Annotated in this window: 14 protein-coding genes; 7 read left to right on the forward strand and 7 right to left on the reverse strand. The window is 64.8% G+C overall.

What is annotated here, in order from left to right; all coding sequences use genetic code 11:
• Positions 1–205 precede the first annotated feature (205 nt).
• Positions 206–1,852 (reverse strand): NRAMP family divalent metal transporter, encoded by a 1,647-nt coding sequence (locus BMW76_RS19730; RefSeq protein WP_090868065.1) that lies wholly within the window; start codon positions 1,850–1,852, stop codon positions 206–208.
• A gap of 1,050 nt (positions 1,853–2,902) precedes the next feature.
• On the opposite strand from BMW76_RS19730, the gene nthA reads away from it, so the two are divergent.
• From nthA to BMW76_RS19745, 3 genes are read left to right on the forward strand one after another with little or no spacing between them, the layout of a single operon-like run.
• Positions 2,903–3,568 carry a nitrile hydratase subunit alpha gene (gene nthA / locus BMW76_RS19735; protein WP_090868067.1) on the forward strand — a complete coding sequence of 222 codons (666 nt, stop codon included), beginning with the start codon at positions 2,903–2,905 and terminating at the stop codon, positions 3,566–3,568.
• Positions 3,565–4,230: a nitrile hydratase subunit beta gene (nthB, locus tag BMW76_RS19740; protein ID WP_090868069.1), complete on the forward strand. Its 666-nt coding sequence runs from the start codon at positions 3,565–3,567 to the stop codon at positions 4,228–4,230. The genes nthA and nthB overlap by 4 nt, the downstream gene beginning before the upstream one ends.
• Positions 4,227–4,601, forward strand: a complete 375-nt coding sequence (locus tag BMW76_RS19745; protein WP_090868071.1) for a nitrile hydratase accessory protein — start codon at positions 4,227–4,229, stop codon at positions 4,599–4,601. Before nthB ends, BMW76_RS19745 begins: the two co-directional genes overlap by 4 nt.
• A 66-nt stretch (positions 4,602–4,667) precedes the next feature.
• On the opposite strand, the gene BMW76_RS41205 is transcribed toward BMW76_RS19745, so the two are convergent.
• Positions 4,668–4,814 carry a hypothetical protein gene (locus tag BMW76_RS41205; protein WP_162849268.1) on the reverse strand — a complete coding sequence of 49 codons (147 nt, stop codon included), beginning with the start codon at positions 4,812–4,814 and terminating at the stop codon, positions 4,668–4,670.
• A gap of 3 nt (positions 4,815–4,817) precedes the next feature.
• On the opposite strand from BMW76_RS41205, the gene BMW76_RS42820 reads away from it, so the two are divergent.
• Positions 4,818–5,048, forward strand: coding sequence for a hypothetical protein (locus BMW76_RS42820; protein ID WP_177200430.1), 231 nt, complete (start codon positions 4,818–4,820; stop codon positions 5,046–5,048).
• Positions 5,049–5,111: 63 nt separating this feature from the next.
• On the opposite strand, the gene BMW76_RS19755 is transcribed toward BMW76_RS42820, so the two are convergent.
• The 5 genes from BMW76_RS19755 to BMW76_RS19775 all read right to left on the reverse strand — a co-directional run bounded on the left by BMW76_RS19755 (position 5,112) and on the right by BMW76_RS19775 (position 11,871).
• Positions 5,112–5,822, reverse strand: a complete 711-nt coding sequence (locus tag BMW76_RS19755; protein WP_090868309.1) for a PIG-L family deacetylase — start codon at positions 5,820–5,822, stop codon at positions 5,112–5,114.
• 449 nt (positions 5,823–6,271) lie between these two features.
• Complete coding sequence (locus BMW76_RS19760; protein ID WP_090868075.1) at positions 6,272–6,859, reverse strand: nucleotidyltransferase family protein; 588 nt, start codon at positions 6,857–6,859, stop codon at positions 6,272–6,274.
• A gap of 1,003 nt (positions 6,860–7,862) precedes the next feature.
• On the reverse strand, positions 7,863–10,079 hold the full coding sequence (locus tag BMW76_RS19765; protein WP_090868077.1) for a xanthine dehydrogenase family protein molybdopterin-binding subunit: 2,217 nt from the start codon (positions 10,077–10,079) through the stop codon (positions 7,863–7,865).
• Complete coding sequence (locus BMW76_RS19770) at positions 10,076–11,077, reverse strand: FAD binding domain-containing protein (protein WP_090868079.1); 1,002 nt, start codon at positions 11,075–11,077, stop codon at positions 10,076–10,078. The genes BMW76_RS19765 and BMW76_RS19770 overlap by 4 nt, the downstream gene beginning before the upstream one ends.
• Positions 11,078–11,088: 11 nt before the next feature.
• Positions 11,089–11,871, reverse strand: a complete 783-nt coding sequence (locus BMW76_RS19775) for a 2Fe-2S iron-sulfur cluster-binding protein (RefSeq protein WP_090868080.1) — start codon at positions 11,869–11,871, stop codon at positions 11,089–11,091.
• A 787-nt stretch (positions 11,872–12,658) separates the two neighbouring features.
• Between BMW76_RS19775 and BMW76_RS19785 the strand changes: the two genes are divergently transcribed.
• The 3 genes from BMW76_RS19785 to BMW76_RS19795 are packed head-to-tail and all read left to right on the forward strand — an operon-like array spanning position 12,659 to position 17,695.
• On the forward strand, positions 12,659–14,803 hold the full coding sequence (locus BMW76_RS19785; RefSeq protein ID WP_090868084.1) for a hydantoinase/oxoprolinase family protein: 2,145 nt from the start codon (positions 12,659–12,661) through the stop codon (positions 14,801–14,803).
• A 22-nt stretch (positions 14,804–14,825) separates the two neighbouring features.
• On the forward strand, positions 14,826–17,150 hold the full coding sequence (locus BMW76_RS19790; protein ID WP_090868085.1) for a hydantoinase B/oxoprolinase family protein: 2,325 nt from the start codon (positions 14,826–14,828) through the stop codon (positions 17,148–17,150).
• 38 nt (positions 17,151–17,188) lie between these two features.
• Positions 17,189–17,695: an acetone carboxylase subunit gamma gene (locus BMW76_RS19795; RefSeq protein ID WP_090868087.1), complete on the forward strand. Its 507-nt coding sequence runs from the start codon at positions 17,189–17,191 to the stop codon at positions 17,693–17,695.
• The last annotated feature ends 185 nt before the right edge of the window (positions 17,696–17,880 follow it).

Below are 17,880 nucleotides of genomic sequence, written 5' to 3' on the forward strand. Positions count from 1 at the left end.
CGTTGCCGTATGCGTCGTCGTATTCGTTCAAGCGATCGGGGCCGGTCCACGTCCCATCAACCGCGATGCGACGCTCATGCCTTGCGCAGTCGCTCCGCATCGCGCCGGCAGTGACCTGCATCATGGACCGGCGGTCGATACTGTGTCACAGCCGCCTGTCAGCGAGTATCAGGATTCTTCGAAAATAACGCGCGAAGTTTCCGGCTCAAGCGATCGCGAGCTGCACGACCTTCACGATGACGAGCGCGACAGCCACCACCAGATAGCCGCGCAACGCGCCCATCCAGATGCGTCGCGACAGCGTCAGCACGGGCTTCGGCAGATCGGCGAGCGGCGGCGTGCGCCACGCGTCGCGCTCGGCCTTGCTGACGACGCTGGCGGTCGCAGCGGCCGGCAGCACGCCGCGTACACGGCGCAGCGCCGTCGTTGCCGCGAGCACGATCACGGCGAGCAGCGTGCCGCCGACGAGAATGTCGATGATCGCGTGTCCGCTGATGTCCGGATACACGACTGACGCGGTCAGCACGATCGACAGCAGCACCAGCGCCCACACCACGGAACCCGTGAAGAGGTTCAGCCGCTGCGAGTTGACCCACGGCCCGAGCACGTCGCGATCGTTGCACAGCAGGAGCAGGAACACGGTTGCGCTCGGCAGCAGCACGCCCGCGAGCGTCTGTACGGCTTCCGTCAGCAGGCCGAGCGGGCTGCCGGGAATCAGCACGAGTCCCGCGGCCGCGGCCACGATGCCGAAGTACACGAGATAGAAGCCCTTCGCGTCGCCGACACCGCGATGCAGCGAGTGACGGATCTTGAACACGTCGCCGATCGCATAGGCCGTCGACAGCGACACGGCCGCCGCACCGATGATGCACGCGTCGAGCAGCGCAACCGCGAACAGCACGGCGGGCGTGCGGCCCGCGTACTTTTCGAGGCCCGCGATGATGCCGCCCGCATCGGTGAACTGGCCCAGCTCGGGCTTGCCGCCGAACAGCGCCGCGCTGAACGAGATCATCGCGATTGCGCCGATCAGCACGAACACGATGCCGATCCACAGGTCGGCCTTCTCGTACTTCATAAAGCGCGGCGTGATGCGCTTGTCGATCACATAGCTCTGCTGGAAGAACAGTTGCCACGGCGCAATCGTGGTGCCGACGATGCCGATCACGAGCAGCATCACATCGGAGAGCTTCGCGTGCGCGGGCCATGCGGGCACGAAGAGGTGATGCGCCATCTGCGACACGGGCGGATGGATCGTCACGAGCACGGGCACGAGCAGCAGGCTCATCACGCACAGCACGATCGCGAAGCGTTCGAAGCGCTTGAAGTCGCCCGTGCTGACGGCTGCCATCGTCAATGCGGCCGCGATGCACACGCCCGCGATCTTCGATACGCCGAAGAAGTCGAGCACGAACGTAATGCCGATGAACTCGGTGACGATCGTCAGCGCGTTGAGAATGAACAGGTCGATCACGCTGAATGCACCCCAGAACTTGCCGAAGCGCTCGAAGATCAGGCGCGCGTGACCGACGCCCGTGACGGCGCCCAGACGCAGCACCATCTCCTGATTGACGTACAGCACGGGCACGAGCAGCAGCAGCGTCCACAGCAGCGTGGTGCCGTAGTTTTGTCCCGCTTGCGTGTAGGTGCCGAAGGCGCCCGCGTCGTTATCGCCGACCATCACGATGAGGCCGGGTCCGACGATCGCGAGCAGCGTGCGCAGACGCGCACCCCAGCTGTTGCGTGGCGCCGTGTCGTGGTGCGCAATCGTGCCGAACGCGCCGCGGATGTCGCCGATGTGCGCGTCGTCGAGAACTGCGGTGCGCGTCGGCAGGGCTTGTGGTGGAGTAGCCATTTTTATTCTCCCTTGAACGGATATTGGTCGAATGATTTCCGTTTAAACCGCGGACCGCCTGCTCAAGCGGGCAACGATCCTGTCAAACGCGCGAACGGCCGTCGCGAACACGCGGCGCCGTCCATCCTTCAGCGAAAGGAACGCGTCGTAGTGCGCGCGTGCTTCGCGGGTTTGCGGCAATGTCGAAAGAAGCAGGAAGTGCATGTCGGTTCTCCAGCACGAAGGCTCGTGCATGCGAGGCGGCAAGGGCCGGAGAATCGAGGGAAATCGAATGCGCTCGGCGTGCCTGCCTCAGGTCGGTAAAGGCGTATCTGGGTTCATCGGCTGACTGTCACTGTCGGGCATGGCGGCTCCACTATCGTTGATGTTTCCGTTGACGGCGTCGCGGGACGCCGTGTCATGCGCGTGGCACAGCGGACATACAGGACACACGATTTCGAACGGCTCACGGCGAATTGCGTCCGTTGCGTCGGGACACGTGCATGCATGCCTGTCCCCCGCGCATTGGCACGCGACGCCTACGGCGTAGCAGGCATGCACGGCCAAACGGGATGCGAATGGCCTCGATGCGCCGCAAATCGCCGGCGTACGCACATGTAAGCGCAAGCGCCGCGACGCGAACGCGAGGCCGCAACGGGCGACCGCGATCGTGCGCGAATGCGCTACGCGCCAATGGCGCTAAACAGGATGCACGAGGAATGAAACTGCGACGCGCACCGTCTGCCTGCTGGCAAGACGGCGGCTAGATGAGGGAAGCGCGGACGTCTTGCCGGTCAGGCGGCGAATCTGTTCGAAAACGTACTACTGCAACTGTCCAAGGCAACGCCCCTCAAATTGAGATAAGAGAATTTTATGCCCGCTTCGGAAGTCAAGTCAATCTGCTTCCTTAAGCAGAACAGAAATATGTGGGGCAGCGCGCATTCCCGGCGGGCCTTGCGGCATGTCGGCCGCGCTCGTTTGGCGCCCATTTCGCGCCCATTTGGCGCCCGTTTGCATTCGCCGCTTTGCCCGACCATACTGGTTCGGTGTCGCATTCTTCAGGCAGAGCAGATGAGCCACGACGCCACGCATGACCACGACGATCACCGTCACGCGCACGAAGGCAGCGCGCTGCCCGAGATGGATCTGCGCGTGCGCGCGCTTGAATCGCTGCTGGTCGAGAAGGGCTACGTCGATCCGAAAGCGCTCGACGTGCTGATCGAAACGTATGAAACGAAGGTCGGTCCGCGCAACGGCGCGCGCGTGGTCGCGAAGGCATGGCGCGATGCGGACTTCCGCCGCTGGCTGCTCGACGACGCGACGGCGGCCATCGCGTCGCTTGGCTATACGGGGCGGCAAGGCGAGCACATGGTCGCGCTCGAGAATACGCCGCGCGTGCACAACATGGTCGTCTGCACGCTGTGCTCGTGCTATCCGTGGCCTGTGCTCGGCTTGCCGCCGGTCTGGTACAAATCGGCGCCTTACCGCTCGCGCGCGGTGATCGATCCGCGCGGGGTGCTGGAGGAATTCGGCGTCGCGCTGCCGGACGAGACGGAAATTCGCGTGTGGGACTCGACGGCCGAAGTGCGCTATCTCGTGCTGCCGATGTGTCCGCCCGGCACGCAAGCGCTGAGCGACGATGAACTCGCGGATCTCGTCACGCGCGACTCGATGATCGGCACGGGCTTGCCGCGCTCGCCGCACGAAGCCGCAGCGCGCAACGGAGGCCGATCGTGAACGGCGCACAGGACCTGGGCGGGATGCAGTCGTTCGGCCCCGTTGTGCACGAAGCCGACGAGCCATATTTCCATGCGGACTGGGAACGGCACGTCCTCGCGTTGACGATCGCAATGGGCGCAACGGGCAAATGGAACATCGACATGTCGCGTGCCGCGCGCGAGAGCCTGCCGCCCGCGCAGTATCTGTCGAGCAGCTACTACCAGATCTGGTTCGCCGGCTTGCGCAAGCTGCTGATCAACACGAGCCTTGCGACGCCAGACGAGATCGACAGCGGCCAGTCCCGGCATCCCGCCGCGCCATTGCCGCGCGTGCTCGCCGCCGATCAGGTCGAGCCGATGCTGTTTCGCGGCAGCCCCGCGTCGCGGCCCGCGCCCCGGGCGGCGCGCTTTGCCGTCGGCGATACGGTGCGCACGCGGCTCGTCAATCCGACGACGCATACGCGCCTGCCGCGCTACTGCCGCGGCAAGCGCGGCCAGATCGCCGCCGTGCACGGCGCGCATGTGTTTCCCGATTCGAATGCGCTCGGACGCGGTGAAGATCCGCAGTGGCTGTACACGGTACGGTTCGACGCCGCCGAACTGTGGGGCCGCGATACGACGGCGGCTTCCGTGTGCGTCGATTGCTGGGAGCCGTATCTCGAAGCGGAGAGCCCGGCATGAGCGCGCGGGTTTTCACGACTGCGCCTCGCGCGTTGCTCGACGCGCTGCCCGGCTTGCCGCGCGACGACGCCGGCCCCGTCTTCGCCGCGCCGTGGCAGGCGGCGGCGTTCGCGATGACGCTCGCGCTGCATGAGCGCGGCGTATTCACCTGGTCCGAATGGGCTGCGCAGCTGGCGGATGCGATCCGCGACGCCCAGGCGCTAGGCGACCCCGATCAGGGCGACACCTACTACGCGCACTGGCTGACGGCGCTCGAACGCATCGCGACGGCGAAGGGCTGCGTGACGCGCGACGGGCTGATCGACCGGAAGAACGCATGGGATGCAGCAGCGCGCCGCACCCCACACGGCCAGCCGATCGGGCTGGACTGAACACGCGCGAGCCGCGCATGGCCGACGACGCGCGCGCTCCGGCGAGCGCACGCGGTCACTGCACTGTTACGTCGTGACGGGGTCCTTGTCGGGCGGACCTTCGGGACGCTGCGGCTCGTCGTTGTGATGGCCCGGCGACGGCGGCGTGAGGGGATCGCCCTCGGGGTCGCGCGTGGGATCGGCGTGCGGGTCGGGAATCGGACTCGTGTGCATGGCATGACCTCGTGGCAGAGGGTGGCGGACCCTTTCGGTGGCGGATCTTTCAATGTCGGATCTTTCGATGTCGGATCTTTCGATGTCGGATCTTTCGATGTCGGATCTTTCGATGTCGGATCTTTCGATGTCGGATCTTTCAATGTCGGATCTTTCGATGTCGGATCTTTCGATGTCGGACTCTTTCGCCGGCCCGGCGGCACGGTGCGAAGCGTCCTGCTTACATTAGCGTAGGCGATGACGGGCGAGCGTGCTGGCTCGATGGGCGCGGCGCATGTCCGCGCGTCGCCCGCTGGATCAGTGCCTGTGCCTGTGCTGCCGGTCGACGGTCAGACGCCAGTAGCGCTCGGAGGCGAACACGTCGTCGTAGCCGTGCGGCCCGAAGGCGCGCAACTGGCTCTCGTACGCGCAGACGGCTTCGCGCTTGAGCAGCGTTTGACGCTCGTGGTCGGGCGCGTGATCGGTCGACGGGCTCGCAGGCGTCGCGACGATTCCGCGTTCGGCGAGATCGACGAGCCTTTGCTGCACGAGCCCCGGAATCTGCCGATAGATGGCCTCTTCGTAAGCGAACCACTCGAGATGCGACATGCGCGGCAGGATTTCGCAGCACGCTTCGAACACGAGGCAATGATCGTCGTGGAAGAGGCCGAGCGGCATCAGCAGCGTGTTCGCCGTCGAGCCGTAGATCGTTTCTTCCAGTGTCGCCGCGAGCTTGGAAACCGACGGCGAGTCGTGATACTGCGCGTCGCGAAACGGCAGCCGCACGGGAATCGTTTCGAGCACGGCGAGCGCGTGGTTGTCCTCGATCGTGCGCGCGCGCATCGACTCGTACGCGCTCGCGAAGCCGGCTTTGCCGTCCCACTCGGTCTGCATGTCCTGTTCGGGCGGCGCGGCGAACACGGTGCAGACGGCGGCGTCGGGATGCGACGCGAGCAGCGCGCCGCATCCGAAGACGGCGTCGTCGAAATGCGGCGACACGATGAACAGACGCGGGCTGGTTTCGCTCATGAGGTCCTGGCAGAAGAGTGCGGCGGGTTCGTAGCGGATGCGGCTGGCGCGGTCGGTCGGCGGCGTGCCGCGTTCGCTGCGCGGCGTGGCGAGAGCTGACGTCATCGTGGACAGCTTAGACCAACGATGCAAAGCCTGCTCGCCCGTTTCGCGCCGCAGCAGCGAATTGCAAGCGGCGTGCCTGGGCGGTGCATGCCTTATGGCTTGCTTGTGCCTGCTTGTGTGCGCTTCTGCTCGCATGCCGGTGTCCAAAGCCGGCGAGGCAGTCTTCCCGTATTCGCTTTGTTGAAGCGCATCGCGATGCGCGCGGCTCGGGTACGGCCGCGTCGAGGAAGCCGGATGGTGTCGCCGTAGCCGGAGCCGAAAGGGACTTCCCCCTGTCGAAGGACCTTCTCGCCTGAACGCGGGCGGCGCGTCTTCGATAGACGCGGGCGGACAGGTCGAGCGCGCTACAGGTTGCGCAAGTCTTCAGGGGTATCGATATCGCTCAGCACGCCCGGATCGTCGACGTCGATGCGGGTCACTGCGTGCGTGGCGAAGAGCGTGCGCGCGCCGGTGTCGCCATCGAGCGCGAGCAGCGCGTCGCGATGTTCGACGCCGAAGCCGACGGGATGCCCGCGCTGTCCGCGATAGTACGGCGCGACGATCGACGCGCCTGTGTCGACCGTACGCGCGACGGCTTCGATCGTCGACGCGGCGATGCGCGGCATATCGGCGAGCGCGACGATCCAGCCGTCCGAGTCTTCGCTTGCTTCGACGCCCGCCGCGAGGGTCGCGCCCATGCCGCGCTCGGCGTCGGCAGAAAAGATCACGTGACAGCCGGCGTCGTTGAGGACGCGGGCGAGCATTTCGGAGCCGGGACGCACGACCGCGATCACATGCGGGACGACGAGCAGGAACCGGTGCGCGGATTCATAGGCGATGGGCGTGCCGTCGGGCAAGCGGGCGAGCAGTTTGTTGTGAACGCCTTCCGGATCGAAACGCGATCCATATCCGGCGGCGAGCAGCACGCCGGTGGCGAGCGAAGCATAAGCCATGGGCGGCACCAGAAAGGGGAGTGAACGGAGATTGTGCGGCGCAACGGGATGGCAGGCAAGGGGCTTATTGTTTTACTGTCTGCGACGCTGGTTGTTTTTGTTAGCGTGCCGTGGGCATTCGCGATGCGGTCGTTTGCTTTGCCCTTCGCTGGCATCCGCGTATGCGCCTCGCGGCGCGGGCGTTGCCCCTGTGCGGGGCGGCACTTGCTTTCATTTGCAACGGCTTTTGTTGTGGTGTTTTCGCCTTTGCGCTGGCATCCGCGTTAGCGCCTCGCGGCGCAGGCGTTGCCCCTGTGCGGGGCGGCACCTACTCTTCTTTGCCGCGGCAAAGAAGAGTAGGCAGAAGAAAGCCGCTCACACCGCCAGTGCTTGACCTTCACCCACGGGCTCTCAACGTCCCCATCCTTCAACCGGCAACACACATGGCCCACCTTCGTTGCCAGCGCCCTACCTGAACGCCTCACCTGCTTCACGTACCCGCGTTGCAGCCCGCGACATCGAACGTTCCTGCGCCCCTTTGCGGCAAACTGTGTGTAGGCATTCGCACCGCACAGGATACCGTCGCTACGCGATGCGGCGACAGGTGCGAGCGTTGCCCTGTGCGACACTGAAATCTCGTTCACTACCGACATGCGGCGCTAAAACTTTCGATACCCTTCGCGGTGCCACATGTGCATGAGGCGGGTGAGGCGTTTAGCAAGAGCATTGGCAACGAACATAAGCCAGCACACTGCCGCATGAAACTCGGGAACGTTGAGAGCCCGTGGGTAAACGTCAAGCACTGGCGGTGTGAGCCCGCTTTCTTTGCTTACTTTCTTTGCGGCGGCAAAGAAAGTGAGTGCCGCCCCGCACAGGGGCAACGCCTGCGCCGCGAGGCGCATACGCGGATGCCAGCGAAGGGCAAAGCAAACGACCGCCTCGCGGATGGGAGCGGCACGCTGAAACAGCCACGCATCTGCGGATGCCGGCAGCAAGCCAAGCAAAAACCAAAAACAAGCCGCCGCTACACCCGCATCACCTTATCCAATGTAATCGGCAAATCCCGCACCCGCACCCCCGTCGCGTGATACACGGCATTGCCAATAGCAGCCACCACACCCGTAATCCCAATCTCGCCGATCCCACGCGAGCCAAGCGAGTTGATATGCGGATCGGGCTCGTCGAGCACGACCACATCGAGCGCGCCGACATCCGCGTTCACGGGCACATGGTATTCGGCGAGATTCGCGTTGATGAAGCGGCCGTACTGCGTATCGAGCGTCGTCTGCTCTTCGAGCGCCGCGCCGATGCCCCACACGAGCCCGCCCATCAGCTGGCTGCGCGCCGTCTTCACGTTCAGCATCCGCCCGACGTTGTAGACGGCCGTGATCTTCGCCACGCGAATCGTGCCGAGGTCCGCGTCGACGTGCACTTCCGCGAAGATCGCACCCCACGAATGAAACGAGTAGCGCTGCTTCTCGTCGCCGGGCTTCGTGTCGGAGCTCGCTTCGATCGGCTGGCCGCCCGCGCGCGCAAGTATGGCCGCGATGGGATCACGCTTCGTCTGGTCCGACTTGCTCATCGCCCAGCCGCCTTGCACCGTCACGTCGCTTGCGGACAGGCCATACAGCGGCGAGCCGCGATCCGCGAGCGCCATCGAAACGAGCTTCGCGCGCGCCTGCTCGCACGCGTCGCGCACGGCGGGCGACACGCTCGCGACCGACTGCGAGCCACCCGATACAGGCGCCTTCGGCAGCGACGAATCGCCCAAGCCGAAGCGGACGTTCTCCGGCGCGATGCCGAGCGCGTCGGAAGCCACCTGGGTCATCACGGTGTATGTGCCCGTGCCGATGTCCTGCGTGCCGGAGACGACCGTCGCCGTGCCGTCGGGCATGATGCGCGCGAGCGCCGATGCTTCGCTGCGGTTCGCGGGATAAGTCGCCGTCCCCATGCCAAGGCCGATCAGCGTGTTGCCATCGCGCATCGAGCGCGGCTGCGGCTTGCGCCGCGACCAGCCGAAACGCTGCGCGCCGATGCTGTAGCACTCGCGCAAGACCTTGCTCGACCACGGCTTGTTTTCCTGCGGATCGACCTCCGCATAGTTCTTCAGACGCAGCGCGATGGGGTCCATCTTCAACTGATACGACAGCTCGTCCATCGCCGTTTCGAGCGCCCACGAACCCGTCGTCTCGCCCGGCGCGCGCATGAAGGTCGGCGTGCCGACGTTCAGCGGCACGAGGCGATGTGTCGTCGCCTGGTTCGGCACCGCGTACATCATCCGCGAGACCATGCAGCAGGTCTCCGTCCAGTCTTCGATCATCGACGTGTTCGAAAAGCTGTCGTGCCGCATCGCGGTCAGCGTGCCGTCGTGCTTCGCGGCGATCACCATGCGCTGCTCGGTGTACGGCCGGCCGCCGACGGGGCCGAACATCTGCGGCCGCTCGAGCGCGAGCCGCACGGGACGCCCCGTCTGCTTTGCGGCCATCGCGCACAGCACCACGTGCGACCACGTGGAGCCCTTGCAGCCGAAGCCGCCGCCGACGAACGGCGAGATCACGCGCACGTCGTCGGGCGACATGCCGAGCGTCTTCGCGACGGCCGTCTTCGTGCCCGTGACGCCTTGCGTCGAATCGTAGAGCGTCAGCTGCGGGCCGTCCCAGACGGCCATCGTCGCGTGCGGCTCCATCGGATTGTGATGCTCCATCGGCGTCGTATAGACGGCATCGACGCGCACCACGCCCGCCGCGAGCCCCGCGTCGTAGTCGCCGCGCGAGGTGTCCGTCTGCCGGCCCTGCGGCTTGTCCGGCGCGTGCCCGTTCGGCTTCGCCTGTGCGAAATCGAGCGTCGCCGGCTGCGCGGCATACGTGACCTGCAACTGGCGCGCGGCATCCGTTGCATGTTCGAGCGTATCCGCGACGACGACCGCGATCGGCTCGTTGCTGTAGTGGACCTGGTTGTCCTGCAGCAGCGACAGACGGCGCCCCGCAGGCGGCGCGAGCGCGGGGCGCCCGCCGTTCGGCAGACGCGGCGCGTTCTGATACGTCATCACGAGCAGCACGCCCGGCAGCGATGCGGCGCGGCCCGTGTCGATCGCCTGAATCGTGCCGCGCGGGATCGTGCTCGTGACGAGCACGCCATGCGCAAGCCGCGCTTCGGGAAACTCGGCTGCGTAGCGCGCTTCGCCCGTGACTTTCAGCAGACCGTCGGTGCGGTCCAGTGGATGACCAACCATCGTACTCATGCGAAACCTCCCGCGCGTCCCGCTGCCTGATTGACCGCGCGCACGATCGCGTTTTGCGCGAGCCGCACCTTGAACGCGTTGTCGCGCTGCGGCCTCGCTTCGCTCAGCGCGGCGGCTGCCGCGTGCCTGAGTGTCGCATCGGAGAGCGGGTGGCCTGTGATCATCTGCTCGGCAGCACTCGCGCGCCACGGCTTGTGCGCGACGCCGCCCAATGCGATGCGCGCGCTGCGCACCGTGTGGCCGTCCATCTGCAACGCAGCGGCGACGGACACGAGCGCGAACGCGTAGCTCGCGCGGTCGCGCACCTTCAGATAGTGCGCATGCTCGCTATAAATGGGCGGCGGCAGATCGACGGCCGTGATCAGCTCGCCGGGGCGCAGCGTCGTGTCGAGATCGGCGCGCTCGCCCGGCAGCCGGTGGAACTCGCTGAACGGAATCACGCGCTCGCCTTGCGGGCCGCTCACGCGCACGTTCGCATCGAGCGCCGCGAGCGCGACGCTCATGTCCGACGGATTCACGGCGATGCATTGCGCGCTTGCGCCGAGAATCGCATGCATGCGGTTGTGGCCGCCGATCGCCGCGCAGCCGCTGCCCGGCTCGCGCTTGTTGCAGGCGGTGAACGCGGTGTCGTAGAAGTACGGGCAGCGCGTGCGCTGCATCAGGTTGCCGCCGACGGTTGCCATATTGCGCAACTGCGCCGATGCGCCCGCGAGCAACGCTTGCGACAGCAACGGATAACGCTCGCGCACCAGCGCATGATTCGCGGCGTCGCTATTGCGCACGAGCCCGCCGATGCGCAGGCCGCCGTCGGGCAGCGTCGAGATCGTATCGAGCCCTTGTATGCGCGTGATGTCGACGAGCTTCACGGGGCGCGTCACGCCGCCCTTCATCAGGTCGAGCAGATTGGTGCCGCCGCCGATGAACATCGTGCCCGGCTGCTGCGCGGCGCGCACGGCGCCCGCGACGTCGGCGGCGCGTTCGTAGGAGATTGCATCCATCGTGGTCTCCTTTACGCGACTTCGCTCGTCTTGATGACGAACGTGGTGTACGTATCGCCCGTGCCGCTGCCGACCGTGCCGCGATGCGCGGACTGCACGGCCGCGACGATGTTCACGTAAGCGCCGCAGCGGCAGATGTTGCCGCTCATGCGCTCGCGGATTTCTTGGTCCGTCAGTTGGGACGGGCGACGGCGCACGTCGGCCGTGACCGTGCTCGCGGCGCCGGCGTCGAACTCCGACAGCAATGCCGTCGCCGAGCAGATCTGTCCCGGCGTGCAGTAGCCGCACTGAAACGCGTCCTGTTCGATGAACGCGCGTTGCACGGGGCTCAGCTTGCCGCTGCTCGCGAGCCCTTCGACCGTCGTGATCGTTTCGCCTTCGTGCATCACGGCCAGCGTGAGACAGGAATTGATGCGGCGTCCGTTCGCGAGGACCGTGCATGCGCCGCATTGTCCGCGGTCGCAGCCTTTCTTCGTGCCTGTGAGCCCCGCGTATTCGCGCAGCGCGTCGAGCAGCGTCACGCGCGGTTCGAGCTGCATCGCGTAATCGCGTCCGTTGATGTTGAGCGTCACGGCGCGCGGCGGCACCGTTGCGCGCGCAATGGGCTCGGCTGCGGGTGGTGTCTGCGTCTGCGCTTGAGCATAGGGTGCGCTGCCGACTGCGGCCGCGGCCGCGGCCGATTGCAGGAAGCGGCGGCGTGACGAGCTGGAAGGCGCAGCGTCGTGCTCGTCACGATGGGGCGCGTGCGCATCGTGATGCGAGCACGAACCCGGACAGTCAGTGTATCTGGACATGATGTTCTGCTTGCTCCAAATAATGTCGGCGCAAGGGCCGACGCAGAGGTCGATGCAGGCTTGCGCCGCAGCGAAGCCGTTACGGCATTCGATGCAGGCAAAGCCTTTTCAATGAGCAATTTCGATGCCGCGAGCACGCGGAACACGAAACGACGCGCGACGGCGGCCCGTTCCTCTCACAAACGATGACCTGAGACGCGCTATTCCGCGACGAAGGAGAAGTGCTGCAAAAGCGGCATGCACCGCGCGTCACGGCTTCACGTTGCACTTAACGGAAAACAAAGTAAATGGGTAGGGTGTCTTTCTTGCAGCGTTGAAAGCGAATCTTCATCGATGCATGTCATGCGTGTCGCCGACATGGCTCGGAGATGGCGCGAACATGGCACGGTCATGGCGATTGCGCCTCGATCCGCTCGGACTTCATTGCTCACTGGTTGAATTGCTTGCGCGCCCATCTTTTCGCATTGCGTCAACCGGCCTGTTCGAAGCAATCGAAGCGGCTTCGAATCTGAAAAGCAAATTCCACCGTCCGGCATCCGAACGCCGACGCTGATCGAAAGCCGGTCGTTCGCCGCTTCGCGAGCCCGCATCCGATGCATTTCAACGCTCTTCCTGTTTCGCCCGCAGCCTTGCTGCACGGTCTTGCGCGCGCGTCTCCTGCATGAATGGCATAGCCATTGCGATGTTGGGCGCGGACCGTCGTCCACGACGATGCGGCGCACCCGGCCTCGCGGCCCTATCCGGCCGTATCTCGGTCCGCACTACTTCGACTACAGGAGACAAAGACATGGAAGGGCATTCGCAAGTCCAGGTGTTGGGCATCGATGCGGGCGGCACGATGACCGATACCTTCTTCGTGCGCGACGACGGACGGTTCGTGGTCGGCAAGGCACAGAGCAATCCCGAGGACGAGTCGCTCGCGATCTTCAATTCGTCGCAGGATGCACTCGCTCACTGGAAGCGCGACGTCGATCAGGTCTACCCCGAGCTCGTCACGTGCGTGTACTCGGGCACGGCGATGCTCAATCGCGTCGTGCAGCGCAAGGGCCTCGAGGTCGGGTTGCTGGTGAACAAGGGCTTCGAGCATGTTCACTCGATGGGCCGCGCGATCCAGAGCTACCTCGGCTACGCGCTCGAAGAGCGAATTCACCTGAACACGCACCGCTACGACGAACCGCTCGTGCCGCTGTCGCGCACGCGCGGCATCACCGAGCGCACCGACGTGCAGGGCGAAATCGTCATTCCGCTGCGCGAAGGCGAAGTGCGGCAGGCAACGCGCGAGCTCGTCGAATCCGGCGCGAAGGCCATCGTGATCTGCCTGTTGCAATCGCACAAGAACGGCACGAGCGAGCAGCAGGCACGCGACATCGTGCGCGACGAACTGAAGGCGTTGCGTGCGGACATCCCCGTGTTCGCATCCGTCGACTACTATCCGCAGCGCAAGGAAAGCCACCGGATGAACACGACGGTGCTCGAAGCGTACGCGGCCGAGCCATCGCGGCAGACGCTGAAGAAGGTCAGCGACCGCTTCCGCAAGCACGGCGCGAAGTTCGATCTGCGCGTGATGGCGACGCACGGCGGCACGATCAGCTGGAAAGCGAAAGAGCTTGCGCGGACCATCGTGTCGGGACCCATCGGCGGCGTGATCGGCTCGAAGCTGCTCGGCGAAGCGCTCGGCTACGACAACATCGCGTGCTCGGATATCGGCGGCACGTCGTTCGACATGGCGCTCATCACGAAAGGCAACTTCGCGATCGCCTCCGACCCGGACATGGCGCGGCTCGTCCTGTCGCTGCCGCTCGTCACGATGGATTCAGTCGGTGCAGGCGCTGGCAGTTTCGTGCGGCTCGATCCGTATAGTGGCGCGATCAAGCTCGGGCCGGACAGCGCCGGCTATCGCGTCGGCACCTGCTGGCCCGACAGCGGACTCACGACGGTATCGGTGTCCGACTGTCACGTGGTGCTCGGCTATCTGAATCCGGACAACTTCCTCGGCGGGCAGATCAAGCTCGACGTGAACCGCGCGCGCGAACACATCAAGGCGCAGATCGCCGACCCGCTCGGGCTCTCCGTCGAAGACGCGGCGGCCGGCGTCATCGAATTGCTCGACCTTCAGTTGCGCGAGTACCTGCGCTCGAATGTGAGCGCGAAGGGCTACAACCCGACGGAGTTCGTGTGCTTCTCGTACGGCGGTGCGGGGCCTGTTCATACGTATGGCTACACGGAAGGTCTCGGCTTCAAGGACGTCGTGGTGCCCGCGTGGGCCGCCGGCTTTTCGGCGTTCGGCTGCGCGTGCGCGGACTTCGAGTACCGCTACGACAAGAGCGTCGATCTCGCGCTGCCCCAGCTCGCATCCGACGACGACAAGACGCAAGCCGCGCAGACGATCCAGAAGGCGTGGGGCGAACTGGCCGCGAAGGTGATCGAGGAATTCCGCATCAACGGGTTCGACGAGAAGGACGTGATCTTGCGCCCGGGTTTTCGCATGCAGTACATGGGCCAGCTCAACGACCTCGAAATCGAATCGCCGATTGCGGGCGCATCGACGGCGCAGGACTGGGACCGCATCGTCGAAGCGTTCGAAGACACATACGGGCGTGTGTATGCGAGCGCGGCGCGTTCTCCGGAGCTGGGCTTCTCGGTCACGGGCGCGATCATGCGCGGCATGGTGGTCACGCAAAAGCCCGTGCTGCCCGAAGACCCCGAAGGCGGCCGCACGCCGCCGAAGGAAGCGCGCATCGGCACGCGGCGGCTTTACCGGCACAAGCAATGGCACGACGCCGCGCTGTGGAAGATGGAGTCGCTCAAGCCAGGCAACGAGATCGCGGGGCCCGCGATCATCGAGTCCGATGCGACGACGTTCGTGGTGCCGAAGGGATTCGCGACCACGCTCGACAAGCACCGCCTCTTCCATCTCAGGGAAGTCAAGTAAGGACGACACAAGGAGACATGCGATGAACATGATGTCCAGCAAGGAAGTCGGCTTTGCCGATCTGCTGAAGAACGGCCAGACGCTCAAGCAGTTCCGCGACGCGATCCTCTCGCGCACCGAACAGACGGGCCACTATAACGGTCTTGAACGGCTCGAATTGCGCGAGAGCGACCCCATCCGCTACGAGAAGATGTTCTCGAAGCTGCGCGGCGGCCTCGTACACGCGCGCGAAACCGCGAAGAAAATTGCCGCGAGCCCGATCGTCGAACAGGAAGGCGAACTGTGCTTCACGCTCTACAACGCAGCGGGCGACTGCGTGCTGACGTCGACGGGGATCATCATTCACGTCGGCACGATGGGCGCGGCGATCAAGTACATGATCGAGAACAACTGGGAAGCCAATCCCGGCATCAATCCCGGTGACATGTTCACGAACAACGACTGCTCGATCGGCAACGTGCACCCGTGCGACATCGCGACGATCGTCCCCATCTTTGCGCACGGCAAGCTGGTCGGCTGGGTCGGCGGCGTGACGCACGTAATCGATACGGGCGCCGTGACGCCGGGCTCGATGTCGACGGGACAGGTGCAGCGTTTCGGCGATGGCTACATGATCACCTGCCGCAAGACGGGCGTGAACGACACGCCGCTGCGCGACTGGCTGCACGAAAGCCAGCGCTCGGTGCGCACGCCGAAGTACTGGATTCTCGACGAGCGCACGCGCATCGCCGGGTGCCATATGATTCGCGGCCTGATCGAAGAAGTGATCGAAGACGAAGGGCTCGACGCGTACGAGAAGTTCGCCTACGAGGTGATCGAGGAAGGGCGCCGTGGCCTGCAGACCCGCATCAAGGCGATGACGCTGCCCGGCAAGTATCGCAAGGTCGCGTTCGTCGACGTGCCGTACAACCATCCCGATGTGCAGACGTCGTCGGCGTTCGCGAAGCTCGACTCGATCATGCATTCGCCCGTCGAAATGGAAATCCGCAAGGACGGCTCGTGGCGGCTCGACTTCGACGGCGCGAGCCGTTGGGGCTGGCACTCGTATAACGCACATCAGGTTGCATTCACGAGCGGCATCTGGGTGATGATGACGCAGACGCTCGTGCCCACGCAGCGCATCAACGACGGCGCGTATTACGGCACGGAATTCCATCTGCCCAAGGGCGCATGGATGAACCCCGACGATCGCCGCACGGGACACGCATACGCATGGCACTTCCTGGTGTCGGGCTGGAGCGCGATGTGGCGCGGCCTGTCGCAGGCGTACTTCAGCCGCGGCTATCTCGAGGAAGTGAATGCGGGCAACGCGAATACGTCGAACTGGCTGCAGGGCGGCGGCATCAATCAGGATGGCGACATCCATGCCGTCAACAGCTTCGAGGCGTCGTCGTGCGGCACGGGCGCGTGCGCGATCAAGGATGGCCTCAATCATGCCGCCGCGATCTGGAATCCAGAAGGCGACATGGGCGACATCGAGATCTGGGAAATGGCCGAGCCGTTGCTGTACCTCGGACGCAACGTGAAGGCGAACTCGGGCGGCTACGGCAAGTATCGCGGCGGCTGCGGCTTCGAAACGCTGCGGATGGTCTGGAAGGCGCAGGACTGGACCATGTTCTTCATGGGCAACGGCTACATGAACAGCGACTGGGGGCTGATGGGCGGCTATCCGCCCGCGACCGGCTACCGCTTCGAGGCGCATCGCACGGGACTCAAGGAACGCATCGCATTGAACGAGAGCCTGCCGCTCGGCGGCGACAAGAATCCCGAGTTCCCCGACTACGAGAATCACCTGAACGCGGGCGCCGTCATCAAGCGCGACCAGCAGTGCATGACCACGGAGGACTGCTACAGCAACTACGACCTGTACCTGAACTATCTGCGCGGCGGCCCCGGCTTCGGCGATCCGCTCGACCGCGAGATCGAAGCGATCGAGCGCGACCTGAACAACGTGCTGCTGCTGCCGGAATACGCGCAGAAGGTGTACAGCGCGGTCGCGACGAAGGACGCGCACGGCGTATGGAAGGTCGATGCGAAGCAGACGGCGCTGCTGCGTATCGAGATCCGAAACCAGCGCCTCGCGCGTTCGCAGCCCACGCAGGAATGGATGAAGGGAGAACGCGAGCGGATTCTGCTCAAGCACGCATCGACGCAGGTTCGGCACATGTTCGCGACGAGCTTCGGTCTGTCGAAGAAGTTCGAGCAGCACTTCCGCGCGTTCTGGGAACTGCCCGATTCATGGACGCTGACCGAAGACGAACTGGATGTGCCGACCTATGGCTCGAAGTTTCGCATGGACTTGTCGAAAATGCCGGATGTCAGCACCGTCGTGCTCGTCGACGAATGAGTCACGTGATCCAACCGTAACCATCAGAGAGGCTGGAGATGTCTACTTACACCAAGGAACAGATCAGGAACATGGTCGACGGCAAGCTCGACTGGGACACGACGCTGCGCATGCTGTCGATGCCCAAGGACAGCGAGCGCTTCCAGATGTACGTCGATTCGTTGCAGCAGAAGCTCGGCTGGAAAGACCGCATCGTGCTGCCGCTCGGACCGCATCTGTACATCGTGCAGCAGTCGGCGACAAAGAAGTGGGTCACGCAGTGCGACTGCGGCCACGTGTTCTGCGACTACCGCGAGAACTGGAAGCTGCACGCGAACATCTTCGTGCGCGAGTCGGAAGAGGCGATGGACGAGGTTTATCCGCGCCTGATGTCGCCCGACACGCAATGGCAGGTGTATCGCGAGTACTACTGCCCCACGTGCGGCGCGATGCACGATGTCGAAGCCCCGACGCCGTGGTATCCCGTGATCCACGACTTCGAGCCCGACATCGACGCGTTCTACTCGGAATGGGTCAACCTGCCCGTGCCCGAGCGCGTCGATTAGTCTGCTGTTTGACGCGTCGTAGCGGCTGTGTCCGCTTTTGACACAGGGTGTGAAGCGTGTTCGATTTCCGGCCGTTCGATTTTCGGACGGCCGGTTTGTTTTCGGGCGCTGCACATGCGCACTGCCGACGCGTGGCGCAATGGCATGCCGGTCGCTTGCATGCGTGGACCGGCTGGCGCGGCCAT

The organism is Paraburkholderia diazotrophica (assembly GCF_900108945.1).
Taxonomy (GTDB): domain Bacteria; phylum Pseudomonadota; class Gammaproteobacteria; order Burkholderiales; family Burkholderiaceae; genus Paraburkholderia; species Paraburkholderia diazotrophica.

Excerpts from the sequence above, each read along its gene's own strand:
- BMW76_RS19770 (WP_090868079.1), bottom strand. The coding sequence starts at position 11,077 with ATGGATGCAATCTCCTACGAACGCGCCGCCGACGTCGCGGGCGCCGTG.
- BMW76_RS19775 (WP_090868080.1), bottom strand. The coding sequence starts at position 11,871 with ATGTCCAGATACACTGACTGTCCGGGTTCGTGCTCGCATCACGATGCG.
- BMW76_RS19795 (WP_090868087.1), top strand. The coding sequence starts at position 17,189 with ATGTCTACTTACACCAAGGAACAGATCAGGAACATGGTCGACGGCAAG.
- BMW76_RS19755 (WP_090868309.1), bottom strand. The coding sequence starts at position 5,822 with ATGAGCGAAACCAGCCCGCGTCTGTTCATCGTGTCGCCGCATTTCGAC.
- BMW76_RS19765 (WP_090868077.1), bottom strand. The coding sequence starts at position 10,079 with ATGAGTACGATGGTTGGTCATCCACTGGACCGCACCGACGGTCTGCTG.
- BMW76_RS19730 (WP_090868065.1), bottom strand. The coding sequence starts at position 1,852 with ATGGCTACTCCACCACAAGCCCTGCCGACGCGCACCGCAGTTCTCGAC.
- BMW76_RS19785 (WP_090868084.1), top strand. The coding sequence starts at position 12,659 with ATGGAAGGGCATTCGCAAGTCCAGGTGTTGGGCATCGATGCGGGCGGC.
- nthA (WP_090868067.1), top strand. The coding sequence starts at position 2,903 with ATGAGCCACGACGCCACGCATGACCACGACGATCACCGTCACGCGCAC.
- BMW76_RS42820 (WP_177200430.1), top strand. The coding sequence starts at position 4,818 with ATGACCTCGTGGCAGAGGGTGGCGGACCCTTTCGGTGGCGGATCTTTC.
- BMW76_RS19760 (WP_090868075.1), bottom strand. The coding sequence starts at position 6,859 with ATGGCTTATGCTTCGCTCGCCACCGGCGTGCTGCTCGCCGCCGGATAT.
- BMW76_RS19790 (WP_090868085.1), top strand. The coding sequence starts at position 14,826 with ATGAACATGATGTCCAGCAAGGAAGTCGGCTTTGCCGATCTGCTGAAG.
- BMW76_RS41205 (WP_162849268.1), bottom strand. The coding sequence starts at position 4,814 with ATGCACACGAGTCCGATTCCCGACCCGCACGCCGATCCCACGCGCGAC.
- BMW76_RS19745 (WP_090868071.1), top strand. The coding sequence starts at position 4,227 with ATGAGCGCGCGGGTTTTCACGACTGCGCCTCGCGCGTTGCTCGACGCG.